Below are 13,971 nucleotides of genomic sequence, written 5' to 3' on the forward strand. Positions count from 1 at the left end.
GTAAGGTTTCATATCAGTTAATGGTTTTTATGAAAGGATATCTCAACCAAATCATAACCAAAGGCATTATTAAAAATGGTATTTCCATCAACACCATTTTAAAATTCCCAGCTTTCATTGCCAGTGCCATAATGATAACAATGGAAATCGCATTAAGCATATTGCCAAGAAAAAATGTTTTTGGAATGAGTAGCAGCACACCGATTAAAAGTGTCATCCCGCCAAAAAAAGGAATCATGGTTTCGGTAATCCCCAGTTCGTTCATCATTTTTAAAGATTCAGGATGTTTTTTGTAATTTAAAGTATCCCAACCGTGTTTGAAGGCTAAGAAAACCGATGCTAAAAGCAATACCAGAGAAATTATACTTTTTACCATTTTATTTTTTTTTAAATTAAAATACCAATTTATTCAAATCTTTTGAACTTCATTGTTTTGCCTAAAAGTGAAATACCTAAATAACCGCGGAAATGTAGTTCGTTTGCATTTTTCAATTTAGCATTCAAACTGTACGTATCACCATCACTAGGGTTGTAGAGTTTGCCGCCAGTATATTCACCATCGGTATATTTCAAATTGGTAATGTTAACAATGTCTTTTCTGGGGCGGTTTTGCAAAGATTTATTGGGTTTTTAAAATCTTTTTTCGGCGTTTTTCCATCAGCTTCATACATGTTTGAAGCCCATAATAGTTTTCCAAAATACAAACCATCAGCTTTAAAAATCTCGAATTTTAATTTTACTTCGCCATCAATACTTTCCCAATTCCCAATTATTTTATCGGCAGCTTGTTGTGCGAAACTTGTTACGGAAACCAACAATAGCAAAGTCGCAAAAATTATTTTCTTCATATCTATTTCTTGTTTTTTAGTTTTTTAATTTCTTTAAATTCTCTGTGGCCAAATCTTAAAAGTAGGTTAGGCGCAATTCTGCTTGCCAATTTTATAATGCTAATTAAGAATGGTTTGAGTTCTTTTTTGTCTTTCAAAAGTCCGTTGATGGCTATATTTACCATTTTTTCGGCAGTCATCATCATGCTTTCATTGGGTTGTTTTTCCCAATCATTTTGAAGATTGGTTTTTACGCCGGGAGGAATCATTTCAAAAACCTTTACATTGGTGTTTTCCAATTGCAAACGCAGGGCTTGAGTGTAAGCGCGTACGCCAGCTTTCGTAGCGCTGTAAATAGGTGCTGAGGAATAAGACATTAAGGCAATGCCCGAAGAAACATTCACAATTCCTGCAGATTTTTGTTTTAATAAGTGTAGTAAAAACTGGTGAACCATCTGGATGGTTCCAGAAAGATTGGTGGTGATTTCTTGGTTGATATTTTCCAAATCCAAAGAATCATCTTGCAAATCTATCAACCGCATTAATCCTGCGTTATTGATGATGATATTCAAATTCGGGTGTTGCGTTGAAACCTCTGCAAAGAGTTTTTCGATGTCTTTTGGGTTGCTTACATCGCTTTGAAAGATTTCGATATTCGGAAACTGTTTTTTTGTTTCGATTAAAGCATCGATTTTACGACCGGTTACAATAACCTTTGCTCCAATTTCTGTTAGTTGTTTTACAAATTCTAACCCCAATCCACTTGTTCCGCCTGTAATTAGTATTGTACTGTTTTTTAAATCCATTTTTTTGATTTCTTGTTGAAGCAAAGTTTAACAGAAACCAAAAAACGGATGTAGTCAAAAGTCGGATTATTGTAGTGAAAACGGATGATTGGTATGATTAACCTATTATCTTTAATGATTGAATGTATCCGTTATTGATTTCCATGTGATATTGTAAAACGATAGGGCTTCCCGGGAAATTACCAGAAGTTCCTGCTTTTAAAATCTGCGAGGTTTCATCATATTCGATGGGATTCATTGTTGCCTGATAATCTTGATTTGCTTTTGCTATCCAGTTTTTAATTTCCATTTTTCCGTTATGTGTTTTGCCCTCATCAAAAACTACAGCAGTTTCGCTAAAACAATCGGCATAAGCTGAGCTGTCGAAATTGTTTTGAGCTTTAACTAGATCTGCGATTACCTGTGGTAAATCATTGATGATTTCTTTTTTGTTTTGATTGATGTCTGTTTTCATGTTATTGTTTTTTTTATATTATTAAATTGTTGGAATCGTCCCTCCGTCGATTATAAATTCAGTTCCAGTTAAATAACCAGCTCTTGGCGATACCAGAAAACCAACCAATTCTGCCACTTCTTCGGGTTGTGCAGGTCTGCCAAACGGAATACCACCTAAACCATCCATTACACTTTTTGCTGCTTGTTCCAATGTACCTCCCGAACTTTCTGCAATTCGTTCCAGCATTCTGGTAGAAGAGGTGGTCATAATCCATCCCGGCGAAACCGTTAAAACACGGATGCCTTTTGGTGAAACCTCGTTAGATAAACTTTTACTGTAATTAATCAGCCCTGCTTTTGCAGCTGCATAAGGTAAAGTGCTATCGTACAAAGGCAATTTCCCTTGGATAGATGCAATGTGAATAATTGTACCGCTTTTACGCTCTAACATTTGTGGTAAAAAACCTCTGTCTAAACGAACCGGTGCAAATAAATTTGCCTGGATGGTGGTTTCCCAATCTTCATCGCTTAGTGCAGCAAAACCTCCACCTTTTGTTTCTGAGCTACCCAAATTATTGACAAGGATGTCTAGTCTTCCATATTTCTCTAAAACTTCAGTTATTGCTTTCTGAGTTCCTGCAGGTTGACTTAAATCGGCAGAAATAAAATGCAAATGCTCGTTTGGGTATTCCGGCTGATTTCTTGCCGTAATAATAACTGTTGCTCCAGCTTGTAATAATCTTTCGGCAATTGCTTTTCCGGTACCTTTAGTACCACCAGTTACTAAGGCTATTTTGCCTGATATTTCGTTGTTGAAATTAAATTGTTGTTCCATTTTTCTGATTGCTTTAGGACAAAATTCGTTCATACAAACAGTTCACACAAGTACGGAAAACCGAATTGCATAGGGATAAATTTTTCCCCTATTGTGCAATTTGGAACATTGAGTTATTTTTGTTTTATGTATGAAAGAAAAATTCCGTTGAATTTAAATTGCGGACTTGACCTGATTGGTGAGGTGTTGTATGGTAAATGGAAAATTCGTTTGTTGTGGTTTATTGACCAGGGTTTTCAGCGTCCGAGTGAATTGCAACGGAAAATTCCTGATGCATCAAGAAGAGTTTTGAATATCCAGTTGAAAGAATTGGAAGAACATGAATTGGTCTCAAAAATCATTTATCCGCAAGTGCCACCAAAGGTTGAGTACAGTTTGACTGATTTTGGCAAAACACTTATCCCGGTTATTTCAGCTTTAGGAAATTGGGGCGATAAACATGAGGAACGTTTGAGGAATGTGATTTTACAGAAATCGCAGAATTTGCAGGAAGGGTAGGTTTTTTAATTGTTGTTCTTGAATTGGTCTTCATATGCTTTCACATGATGAGGGAATTCTTCTTCATAAAATGGATACGGAATGCCTAAAATTGTAATTTCAAAAACGTCACTATCCATACCTTCAATACTTGTTCCTTGCCCTTTAATTTCAACTCCGTCTGAGGTGATGACTTTCAGTGTTGGAATGTCAGATGTTGCAATAAGTTTGTCCTCGGGATAATCGTTAATAATCTCAATTCCATTTGTCATACAATATGATTTGAAAAATTCATATCCCGATGAAATGTCATACAGTTTTATGTTACCAAAAACAACCCCTGGAATTGCAATAGTATACTAGGGATTTTTTTTCGTCAGATATTTTTTTGAGATGCCTTAATTTAGATTCCTTCTGGATGCAAATTATGCGGCTCTTTTTCTGTTCATTATCGTTTTTTCAACCTCTAAGGGAGTCAAATAACCTAATGAGGAATGGATTCTTTTCCTGTTGTACCAAACCTCTATGTATTCAAATATTGCCAGGTACGCCTGCTCTTTTTGTTGCTTTAAATGTCAATAAGTCTCCCTGATTGATGTCGGCTATTTTCTTCATTGAGTAGTCTGTCTTAGCATTTCTGCAAACGTTTTGGGCTTTGCAATGGTGGGGCAATCGAAGCACAAATCTTCAATTTTGCGCAAAAGTTCAATAGAAGAACTACCGTTGAATTTTGCAGTTTCGCCCCACTATTGCAAAACCCTTGTTAGCGGCTGTAATTTTATTCATAGTCATATCTGTATGTCAAATATTGTCCTTTATAAACTATGGTTTTATATTCGTTGTCAAACTTTTTACCGAGTTCTAACTTTAATTTTTAGTCTTTATAGTTGTAGTGTTTCTTATTTAAGAAGCCAACTGTCCTAATTATAGAGTGTTCCAATATTGGTTTTAGATTTCCGTCCACAATATTTGTGTTTACAAAACGAAAGTCTATGAGATTTGGGAAGTTTTTTAAAAAGTCAAGGTTGTCAACTGGTCCGCAAGCATTTAAACATAGAACTCTCAACTTTTTAAGTTGAAGTAATTCGTCCGTAAACTTAAATTTCTTCGATGTGTTTATATGTAAAAATTCAAGACTGTCTTTAAGCTGACAATCCAAAATCGCTTTCGAGTTTCACACAATAATGTAATTCCAATCTTTTTAAATTCTTGAACTTTTCTATTCCATTAAAGTTTTTGATGTTTCCCCAATTTAATTCAAGGTAAGATAGGTTTTCATTTTCAGGTAGATTGTCAAACGATTTAAGCTTTTCTTTCAGATGCCAAATGATTGCATATTCGGCATTTTCAATATTCTTATTTTCAGTGGCAATATTATTTTCCTTAAAATCCTTCTCAAAGATTTTATCTTGTTCTAATTGCTCAAACCATATTGTATTAAATCTCCAATCCATTTCTAATGTAGTGTGTCGTTGTATTATAGCCGCTAACTAATATATATGTGTAATAAAACTACATAAAAAGTCTAAAAAGTTGTAGGCTTCATATAGTTTTTATTCATAGTTCATCAAATGGACTTTTAAGGTTTTTACATTCTTAACAATTACAAATATATCTGTAATCCTGCTTTAATATGCCTAAGTAACTCAGTATATGCTTTAAATTATTAACATTTCTAATAATTGTGTTGCGCAATTTGATACTTCGGCGTTATTCAGTTTTCCTACCCTAACTTAGCCAAACTTTTGTTTAATAGCCCCGATAGTAATGAAAAGCCCGGAGTGTAACGAGGACTTGCAATGGATAGCGGGACTAACATTAATTGAGGCTTCTGAAATTGCGCTTCTAATGTTTTTTACCTTTAAAAATGAATGAAATTTTATAAATTACCCTTTAAATTAAATTTTATGAAGAAAACCCTGTTTTATCTTTCAGCACTTGTAATTAGTTTTTCGGCATGTAAACAAACTGCTGAAACGACTGCTGATGCACCAGATTCTTTAGCTGTAAGAGCAATTAACGATTCTAGCTTAACTAAATATTTATCGGTTATTGCAGCCGATAGCCTGGAGGGCAGAAAACCCTTTACCATCGGCGAAACCAAAACCATAAATTATTTAAAAGCTGAATTTGAAAAGCTTGGTTTAAAACCTGGCAATGGTGATAGTTATTTTCAGGAAGTGCCAATGGTTGAGATAAAATCGGTTCCTGAGGATAAAATGGTATTCAAGGGGAGTGGAAAGGAACTTTCTTTAAACTACTTAACAGAATTTGTGGCCGGTTCTCGCCGTGTGCAGGAAGAAGTTAGTATTAAAAATTCGCCTTTGGTATTTGCAGGTTATGGAATTGTTGCCCCAGAATACGGCTGGAACGATTATAAAAACCTTGATGTGAAAGGCAAAACAGTCGTTGTTATGATTAACGACCCGGGATTTGCAGATTCTACTTTGTTCAAAGGCAAAAACATGACTTACTACGGCAGGTGGACTTATAAATTTGAGGAAGCATCGAGACAGGGTGCCGCTGGCGTTTTAATTATACACGATACCGAACCGGCAGCTTATCCGTGGACAGTGGTTAGAAGTGGCTGGTCCAAATCGAAACTTCAGTTGCAAGCGCCAGATAACGGCATGAACAGAACTGTTGTTGAGGGGTGGATTGGTTTAGATGTAGCCAAAAAATTATTTACATTGGGTGGTCAATCTTTCGAAACATTGGTAGCAAGTGCTCGTAAAAAAGATTTTAAAGCCGTTGATTTAAAGTCGACAACTTCACTTACTGTTAAAAATAAAATCAAAAAATCTGTTACTTACAATGTTATTGCCACAATCCCTGGCGATAAACGTAAAGATGAAGCCATTATTTATTCGGCACACTGGGACCATTTAGGTATTGGAGAAAAGGTACTTGGCGATTCTATTTATAACGGTGCGGTTGATAACGCAACAGGAGTGGCTTCGTTATTTGAACTTGCATCTGCATTTAAGAAACTGCCTAAAAATCCGGAGAGAAGTATTGTGTTTATTTCCTACACAGCAGAAGAGCAAGGTTTATTAGGTTCTGAATATTATGCAAAGCATCCCGTTTTCCCATTGAAGAAAACAGTTGCCAATATTAATATGGATATGATGGGACTTGCCGGAAAAACAAAAGATATTGTGGTTTATGGTTTCGGACAATCTGAACTGGAAGATTATGCAGCTGCATCTGCCAAAAAACAAAACCGTGTAATTGTACCTGATCCTGTTCCGTCATCGGGTTTGTATTACCGTTCTGACCATTTTAACCTTGCAAAAGTTGGTGTACCATCGTTATTTACAGGTTCTGGGGTTGATAATATTAAAAATGGAAGGGAGTGGGGCTTAAAACAAGTTGCCGATTTTACCAAAAACCGTTACCATTCTCCACAAGATAATTTTGATGCTAAAACCTGGGATTTATCAGGAATTGTAGAAGATGTAAGGTTGGTATTTGATTTAGGATATAAACTGAGCAATGAAAGTCATTATCCAAAATGGAAAGAAGGCTCGGAGTTTAAAGCAATAAGAGAAAAGAAATAGCTCCAATTTTGGTTTAGCCACAGATTAACAGATTGCAGGCGATTAAAGAAATTTAAAAACCCAAAAAATCTGTCAATCTGTGGCTACTATTTCAAGCATATGCGGCATTTTGTAAAAAAAAAATCTGTTAATCTGTGGCTAACTATTTTTGATAAATAACACAACTTAAAAAGAAAGCCACAGATTCGCAGATGTTTATATCACCTGAAAATCTGTGGCTTCTTTGTTGAATTTATTTCTTATTGATTAAAAGTGAAACATCACGCCTAATTTTGGAGCAAATGTATCAGCTTCTAAACCGAAAGAGTTTGAAGTTACTTTAGCACCATTTGCTTCGTTTTTAACCTGGAAGTTTTGGTAACCTAAACCATTAACTGAAACTTCGATACCGATTCTTTTAGTTGGGAAAAATGCAAAACCTGGAGCAACATTAACACCAATTGATGTAGTAGATGCAACTTTAGCACCTGTATCGCCATTTGGAGCAACAACTTTATTTGAACCGAAAGCCATAGGTACTGATAACTGACCAAAGAATTTGAACTGATCTGATAAACCAACATAGTAACGACCGAAAGGTGCAACTACAAATGCTTCGTTTTGAGTTAAACGGCTTACTTCTTTATTAGAGCTGTAACCTACACCTGTACCAATTGCAAAATTGTTAGCTACAAAATAGCCAGCACTTGGAATAATGTTAAAGCTAACATCTGATTTTGCAGCACCTTCTACCTTAGTTGAATTGAAACCAACACTACCGCCTAAAATTACTTTTCCTTTTTCTGTTTGTGCATTAGCACTGTACACTAAACCTGCAACTGCTACTAATGATAATAATAGTTTTTTCATCTTTTTTATTATTTATTTTGTTTAAAAATATAGTCGATTTTTACTTTTTTAACTTCTGACTATATTTGGATAAAAGTCAACACTTGTGCCAAAAAACATTAATAAAGTCATTAAAAAATCAGATTATAGCTAACTTGTTTATTAGTAAACAGATATAATTTTGATGTTAAATCAATATTATTTTAGTGTGACTAAAAGTTAATCGATTGATTAACTTTAGTTACTGTCAGGAATTGACAATCTGACTTTTTTTGTATAAATGTCAGTTTTTTAGAAGGCATTTTTGGCAGTTTTAACTGCCAAAAACAATATTAAACGTGGCAGGCAGTAATCAGGTTATCAACCTTTCTCTTTATCAGGCTCAGGGTTTTATCGTCAGTTAATTCTCCATTTTCATCAAATTTATTTTGAGCCTGGGCAATTAAAACTTCTGGCTGTAAAACAGGATTCATGTTAAGAAATGTAAAGACAGGCAGAAAAGCAGTTTGCATTCTAACAGTTCCCCACATGCCTTGAGTTGCTCCAATTAATGCCACAGGCTTGTGCATTAAAGGGGAATCTTTTCCACGACTAGCCCAATCAATAGCATTCTTTAATCCGCCAGGAATAGAATAGTTATATTCTGGAGATGAAATTATAAAAGCATCTGCGGCTGCAAGCGCTTCTCTAAAATTATTAACAGATTCTGGTCGCTCGCTTACTTCAGGCATGTCATTATCTGCATTATAAACCGGAACATCATCAAACGATACAATTTTAAATTCTATTCCTTCGGGTAATAAGCTACCTGCAATTTTTAAAAGTTTTGCATTATAAGAGCCTTTTCTCAGGCTTCCACATAAACCAACTATTTTTTTATTGTTTTCCATTTTTTTTAAACCTGTAATCTATTTAAAAGTTTTAATGCAATCTACAAACCAAAAAGCGTAATTGTTTACATTTGCAATAAGTACTTATTTTATGATAGAATCATCCTCCTCAAAATCAATAGTCGAAAAAACAGTATTTCCAATTCTTTTCGCTTTAAGTTTTTCGCATTTATTAAACGATACTATACAATCTTTAATACCCGCAATTTATCCGATAATAAAAACAAGCTACCATTTAAGTTTTTCTCAAATTGGCTTAATCACACTTACATTTCAACTTGCAGCATCGCTATTACAGCCTTTTGTTGGTTTATATACAGATAAAAAACCACAACCATATTCTTTGGCTACCGGCATGGGATTTACATTGATTGGCTTAGTCACCTTATCTCAATCTACTCATTTTTACACCATGTTAATTTCGGTGGCTTTGATAGGTGTGGGGTCTTCAATTTTCCATCCAGAAGCTTCGAGAATGGCGCATGCCGCATCTGGCGGGAAAAGAGGTTTGGCACAATCGGTATTTCAATTGGGTGGTAATGCCGGAAGTTCTTTGGGCCCATTATTGGCGGCTTGGATAATTGTTCCCTACGGACAAATTAGCGTTATCTGGTTTTCAGCCATCGCTCTTTTAGCAATTGTAATCTTAAGTTACGTTGGTAATTGGTACAAAGGTTTCGTTTTATCCAGAAGTAAAAAAGCTAATATTCAGACTGTTGTGAATCAATTTTCTCGCAACAAAATTATTTTCTCTGTGTGTATTTTGTTGCTTTTAATCTTCTCAAAATACTTTTACATGGCTAGTTTAACTAACTATTTTACTTTTTACCTGATAGATAAATTTCATGTTTCGGTACAAACTTCGCAGATATATCTTTTCGTTTTCTTGTTTTCTGTTGCAGCCGGAACTTTATTGGGTGGGCCAATTGGTGATAAGATAGGGCGGAAGTATGTAATCTGGGCATCGATATTAGGAACGGCACCATTTGCACTTTTACTTCCTCATGCTAATTTATTTTGGATAGGCGTTTTAATTGTTCCTATCGGGATGATTTTAGCATCAGCGTTTTCTGCTATTTTGGTTTATGCACAAGAGTTAATTCCAGGAAAAGTTGGATTAGTTGCTGGCTTGTTTTTTGGTTTTGCCTTCGGGATGGGCGGTATTGGTTCGGCATTATTAGGTAAGCTTGCAGATACCACGAGCATTGAATATGTTTTTAATATTTGTGCCTTTTTGCCGTTGATTGGCTTGCTAACAGGTTTTCTTCCTAATATAGAAACGAAGAAAAAATAGGGTAGGGATGATTTTTGGAAATTTACTTACTTAAATCGAAGGCAACACCTGCATTTACTGTAAATTGATTGTTTAGTCTTTCATAACCAATAGCATCAGCATTGTATCTTGCAATTGGAAATTGAGCTTCAGCAAAAAGACCAAAACCTTTTGCAAAAAATACTCTGCCGCCAACGTGTCCGCCAAAGTTTTTTAAACCAAGGTTTAAGCCTGGGTAAACATCAATATTTGATGGTAAACCAATTACGCTTCCTAAATTTGCATTAAATTTTGCTTTAAGGTCAAATCTATCGCCAAAGCCTGGTTTGTCTACACCTGTAAATTTTTTAACGCCCAAAATATATCCAGCTTGTGCACCAATAGAAAAACTTGGTCCAACGCCATAATCTAATGAAGTAACAATTCCAGTTCCCCATTTTTGAAAACTTGCACCAATTTGATATCTCAAATCGTCTTTGCCCTTGTAAGCATCAATTTGTGCGTTTGCTTGCGTAAAGCCTATTGCTAATAAGAATAAGCTTGTAATAATCTTTTTCATTTCCTTGTTGAATAAATAATTTAAAAGCGCAAAGCTAATCAATTCTTACAACTTATGGTTGTGTAGGTTGTATGCTGAAATTGTTGAGTACTTAAAACAAAAAATCCTGCCAAAAATTATTGACAGGATTTTATAGGTAAATGTGAAAGGGTTGTGTTTAGAATAGAATATAAACTTTAAAACCTAAATTATTTATAAAGCCTTGGCTGCTTAAATTAAATGAGGTTTGTTTTGATTTAGTGTTTGAGAAAAATGCAGTCTGAGTAGCTTCAGTAGAGTTGTAAGCAAAATCAGCCGATAATAAGCTGGTTTCAAGTGCAAATCTTTTAGATAAAAACCAGGTAACACCTCCATACGCACCTAACGAATAGGTATTACTTTTATAATCTGTAGATGTAGTATTCTGTGTTTGTTGTGTATCTGATTGTGAGCCATGTATGTAGCTTACTCTGCCACCGGCATATGCGTATAATGTTTTTACAAGTGGAAAATATTTCTGATAAGATAAGTTTCCGCCATTATTTCTGTAACTACTTATTTCCATCCCATTCCCAGAAAGCTTATTTTCACCATAAACCAGTTCTAAACCAATTTTACTGTTATCCTTAAAAAAATATCCGTAGCCAAGTGTAAAAAGATTGTTTTTGCTTTCGCTTTGCTCCACATTATTAAATGTATTTTTTATTGAATTTACATTTACGCCAAAACTTAATGCATTGGTTCCTTTTGTTTGTGCAAATCCAGTTATAGAAAAGCATAGCACAGCCATAGCTGTAATTAATAGTTGTTTTTTCATTTGTGTTTTTTGTGTGTAGCCAATATTAAATTAAAAAACATAAAACAACTAACGGCTTAGTTTATATTTATGTAACTATTTGGTTATAAGTTAATTTATTTTCAAGGTAATTGCCTTAAAACCAAAGTTTCCAGTCATGTCAGCGCCTTCTATCCAAACGGTGTAACTACCCTTTTTATCGGCAGAAAAGAAAGAAAAATTAGCGGTACCATTATCATTGGTAACAAGATTGGGTACCCAGAATATTGTTGAGCGGAAATCTGGTTTTTTATCACTTTTATTTGTGGAAGTATATTTTGGGCTATAGAATGTTTTATTATCTCCGTAGCTAAACTGAGGCTTGAATTTATACATGTTTGCAGATTTACGCACAAACGGACCTTCTCCGGTTCTGGTTGTTACTTCAACATATGCGAAATCTCTCTCATCCAATGGATGTTGAAATCTGGAACGGTAGCTATTGCTATATTTTGGATATCTCATAACTTCTAAACCTTTTATGTCTTCAGCTGCATAGTACTGAAGGTAGGTGTTGATGTAATCTATATATTCATTTCCGAGAACGCCTGAAGGTTGGTAAAAAAAGTCTACATCTATACCATCAATAATTAGCCTAAAAATGCTGAAGTTTATATAATATCCACCTCTTCCTGCCTTATTAAATCCTTGTCTGAAACCTTTTACATTATCTTGCAAAACATTAAGTAAGGTTCTTTTTGCTACTTTATCCAAATCTTCCTCATTTAAAACCTGATCTGCATTTCCAGCTCCATTTAAATTTTTAGAGTTTTTGATAATTTTCTTTCCAACAATTTTAACTTCCCTTAAGTTAATTCCACTCTTAAAGGCAACCTTATATTCTTCATTTTTAATATCAATAAATTGTTGACTTAGGCTATCTATAACCTCAAAATTTTCATCTACTTGCTTTTTTGTTATAACTGAAAACGGAGCATTTTTAAATTCGTTCAATTCAATGCCTAAGGTTCCAGATTTACCCTTTGAATTTTTAGCTTGAATTACATAAGACGCACTATCTAAAGCCGGGAAATTGTCGAAAACAAATTCTCCCTTTTCATTTGTTATGGTATCAATTACTGTAGTGTGCTTTTTCAGCCCCATTAAAATAATCTTTGCGTTATTAATAGGTTTGTTTGCAATGTTGGTTACTTTACCGCTGATGTTAAAATCTTTCTCTGCTTTAAACATTGGTTTTTTATTTTCATCCCAATTATAACTTACCCAAGCTTGAGTAAGCATGAGCGCCTCTAATTGGTTATGCTTTTCTTCATTATAGTTTTGGAAGTAATAACCGGGTTTTTCAACTTCTCCTTTTAAATCAGAACTTAATAAAAAGTACGAAAGAATATTTTTCATCATTTAAACTATCTTTTTTAATTTGATTATCATCAGTAACAGAAATAGAAAATGCACCTGAAATGGGCTTTCTGTTTTTGTCTGATGCATTTAAAGTTATTGAAACACTATCACGAACATTATAAGCAATTGCATTTGGAAGCGCCTCAATTTTTAATTCATCGTTGTGATTTATAAAGAAGCTTCTTTCATTTAAAATTTGTCCTTTAGCATTTTGTAATAGAATTTGACAAACGCCTGTCGGGAAAAATGATTTGGCAATTTTAAAAGGGCGATATTGTTTCTGCGATTTAATTTGTGCCTGAAAGCAGATGCTTCCTCTTGATTGACCAACGATTGTGAGTTCTTGCTCGGGCAAATCGGAGTAAACCTGAATGCCGATAGAATCTGTATTGAAGTTATTAAACAATTTAAAATAAGAACCTGTGTTGGCGGCTTTGGGGAAATTTAATTTTTTTAGGTTTTGATATTCCTTGATTTTTACGATGTAAGACTCATTAGCTAGAGGAATCATTTCGAAGTAACCCATTCCCAAATCATTAGAACTGAAACTTGTAACGAGCTGTTGTTTTGAATCGAAAATTTCTCCACTTATTTTTATGCCCTTGCCATTTATGTTTATTGCCTTAAAGGCCATTTTTTGATTTTTATCTGCTAACCAGGCGCCAGACTCGGGTAAGAATTGCAAATCTATTTGCTGCTGATTATCAGGAATAGGGGTTACAGCTTTTATGGTTTTGTTTTTCTTTTTAGTTTCTGCCTCTGAAATCTGCTCTTCCTTTAAAAAATCGAGAATTTTAAACGGTTTCGCAAAAATATAGGTTTGTCCAAAATTTTGCATCCAGTTGGTATATGCTCTGAATGTGTAATTGCCTTTTTTGTAGATTTCGGGCTTTAAGGCAAATCCTGCCCAAGTTAAACCCATGGCCGTTGGCATACTCATAGTTTGAATAATGGCAGCATTAGCATCAAGTATTTCAAAATAAACTAAACCGCTTATTTGAGAAAAACTATTCGAGTTTGCGTTTATGAGGTATGCCTTAAACCATAAAGTATCTTGCGGAACAAACGTGTTTCTATCTAAATGAACATAAATTTTTTCTCTGGGTGCAATTTTTAATAAACTATCGTATCGGTTGGCGATTTTCTTGTCGTGTTGAGTTACAGCTTGAGAAAAAGAAAGTTGATAGCTTGCAAACTGGAATATTATTGCGCAGAAAAAAATGTATAGTAGTTTAATCATGAGCATTAAGGATGTAACCGAAAATACAAATATTTTTTAGCTAAAAAATAAAAGAGACCGTTGAT

General features: G+C 34.5%; 17 protein-coding genes and 1 pseudogene. 3 read left to right on the forward strand and 15 right to left on the reverse strand.

The window, feature by feature from the left end; genetic code table 11:
• Nucleotides 1-13 precede the first annotated feature (13 nt).
• The 6 genes from ACO05K_RS02900 to ACO05K_RS02925 all read right to left on the reverse strand — a co-directional run bounded on the left by ACO05K_RS02900 (nt 14) and on the right by ACO05K_RS02925 (nt 2,936).
• Nucleotides 14-376, reverse strand: coding sequence for a hypothetical protein (locus tag ACO05K_RS02900; RefSeq protein ID WP_421942965.1), 363 nt, complete (start codon nt 374-376; stop codon nt 14-16).
• Nucleotides 377-405: 29 nt separating this feature from the next.
• Complete coding sequence (locus ACO05K_RS02905; RefSeq protein ID WP_421942966.1) at nt 406-573, reverse strand: DUF2147 domain-containing protein; 168 nt, start codon at nt 571-573, stop codon at nt 406-408.
• Nucleotides 570-848 (reverse strand): hypothetical protein, encoded by a 279-nt coding sequence (locus ACO05K_RS02910; protein ID WP_421942967.1) that lies wholly within the window; start codon nt 846-848, stop codon nt 570-572. Before ACO05K_RS02910 ends, ACO05K_RS02905 begins: the two co-directional genes overlap by 4 nt.
• Nucleotides 849-850: 2 nt before the next feature.
• Entirely contained in the window at nt 851-1,633 is a 783-nt protein-coding gene (locus ACO05K_RS02915; protein ID WP_421942968.1) for an SDR family oxidoreductase, read from the reverse strand.
• A gap of 97 nt (nt 1,634-1,730) precedes the next feature.
• Nucleotides 1,731-2,087: a nuclear transport factor 2 family protein gene (locus tag ACO05K_RS02920; protein ID WP_421942969.1), complete on the reverse strand. Its 357-nt coding sequence runs from the start codon at nt 2,085-2,087 to the stop codon at nt 1,731-1,733.
• 21 nt (nt 2,088-2,108) lie between these two features.
• The gene (locus ACO05K_RS02925; RefSeq protein ID WP_421942970.1) at nt 2,109-2,936 is read right to left on the reverse strand and encodes an SDR family oxidoreductase; all 828 of its coding nucleotides are present in this window, start codon (nt 2,934-2,936) and stop codon (nt 2,109-2,111) included.
• Between the two features lie 93 nt (nt 2,937-3,029).
• Here ACO05K_RS02925 and ACO05K_RS02930 point away from each other — a divergent pair, with 93 nt between their 5' ends.
• A complete protein-coding gene (locus tag ACO05K_RS02930) occupies nt 3,030-3,401 on the forward strand; it encodes a winged helix-turn-helix transcriptional regulator (protein ID WP_421942971.1) in 372 nt (123 codons plus the stop codon).
• Between the two features lie 5 nt (nt 3,402-3,406).
• Here the strand turns inward: ACO05K_RS02930 and ACO05K_RS02935 are convergent, their stop codons facing one another.
• The 3 genes and pseudogenes from ACO05K_RS02935 to ACO05K_RS02945 form a co-directional block, all read right to left on the reverse strand.
• Nucleotides 3,407-3,652 carry a hypothetical protein gene (locus ACO05K_RS02935; RefSeq protein ID WP_421942972.1) on the reverse strand — a complete coding sequence of 82 codons (246 nt, stop codon included), beginning with the start codon at nt 3,650-3,652 and terminating at the stop codon, nt 3,407-3,409.
• 153 nt (nt 3,653-3,805) lie between these two features.
• Nucleotides 3,806-3,937: pseudogene (locus tag ACO05K_RS02940) on the reverse strand (IS3 family transposase); the annotation flags it as partial.
• A 585-nt stretch (nt 3,938-4,522) separates the two neighbouring features.
• Nucleotides 4,523-4,834 (reverse strand): hypothetical protein, encoded by a 312-nt coding sequence (locus ACO05K_RS02945; RefSeq protein WP_421942973.1) that lies wholly within the window; start codon nt 4,832-4,834, stop codon nt 4,523-4,525.
• Between the two features lie 453 nt (nt 4,835-5,287).
• On the opposite strand from ACO05K_RS02945, the gene ACO05K_RS02950 reads away from it, so the two are divergent.
• Complete coding sequence (locus tag ACO05K_RS02950; protein ID WP_421942974.1) at nt 5,288-6,940, forward strand: M28 family metallopeptidase; 1,653 nt, start codon at nt 5,288-5,290, stop codon at nt 6,938-6,940.
• Nucleotides 6,941-7,186: 246 nt separating this feature from the next.
• On the opposite strand, the gene ACO05K_RS02955 is transcribed toward ACO05K_RS02950, so the two are convergent.
• Together ACO05K_RS02955 and ACO05K_RS02960 are read right to left on the reverse strand one after the other, a co-directional pair.
• Nucleotides 7,187-7,789, reverse strand: coding sequence for an outer membrane beta-barrel protein (locus ACO05K_RS02955; protein ID WP_421942975.1), 603 nt, complete (start codon nt 7,787-7,789; stop codon nt 7,187-7,189).
• A gap of 311 nt (nt 7,790-8,100) precedes the next feature.
• Nucleotides 8,101-8,658 carry an NADPH-dependent FMN reductase gene (locus ACO05K_RS02960; RefSeq protein ID WP_421942976.1) on the reverse strand — a complete coding sequence of 186 codons (558 nt, stop codon included), beginning with the start codon at nt 8,656-8,658 and terminating at the stop codon, nt 8,101-8,103.
• Nucleotides 8,659-8,749: 91 nt separating this feature from the next.
• Between ACO05K_RS02960 and ACO05K_RS02965 the strand changes: the two genes are divergently transcribed.
• Entirely contained in the window at nt 8,750-9,952 is a 1,203-nt protein-coding gene (locus ACO05K_RS02965) for an MFS transporter (RefSeq protein WP_421942977.1), read from the forward strand.
• A 22-nt stretch (nt 9,953-9,974) separates the two neighbouring features.
• Here the strand turns inward: ACO05K_RS02965 and ACO05K_RS02970 are convergent, their stop codons facing one another.
• From ACO05K_RS02970 to ACO05K_RS02985, 4 genes are all read right to left on the reverse strand, one after another.
• Nucleotides 9,975-10,490 (reverse strand): DUF6646 family protein, encoded by a 516-nt coding sequence (locus ACO05K_RS02970; protein WP_421942978.1) that lies wholly within the window; start codon nt 10,488-10,490, stop codon nt 9,975-9,977.
• Between the two features lie 157 nt (nt 10,491-10,647).
• Nucleotides 10,648-11,286 (reverse strand): hypothetical protein, encoded by a 639-nt coding sequence (locus tag ACO05K_RS02975; RefSeq protein WP_421942979.1) that lies wholly within the window; start codon nt 11,284-11,286, stop codon nt 10,648-10,650.
• Nucleotides 11,287-11,376: 90 nt separating this feature from the next.
• On the reverse strand, nt 11,377-12,666 hold the full coding sequence (locus ACO05K_RS02980; RefSeq protein WP_421942980.1) for a hypothetical protein: 1,290 nt from the start codon (nt 12,664-12,666) through the stop codon (nt 11,377-11,379).
• Nucleotides 12,626-13,906, reverse strand: a complete 1,281-nt coding sequence (locus ACO05K_RS02985) for a hypothetical protein (protein WP_421942981.1) — start codon at nt 13,904-13,906, stop codon at nt 12,626-12,628. Before ACO05K_RS02985 ends, ACO05K_RS02980 begins: the two co-directional genes overlap by 41 nt.
• Between the last annotated feature and the right edge of the window lie 65 nt (nt 13,907-13,971).

Source organism: Pedobacter sp. (genome assembly GCF_965227205.1).
GTDB lineage: Bacteria > Bacteroidota > Bacteroidia > Sphingobacteriales > Sphingobacteriaceae > Pedobacter.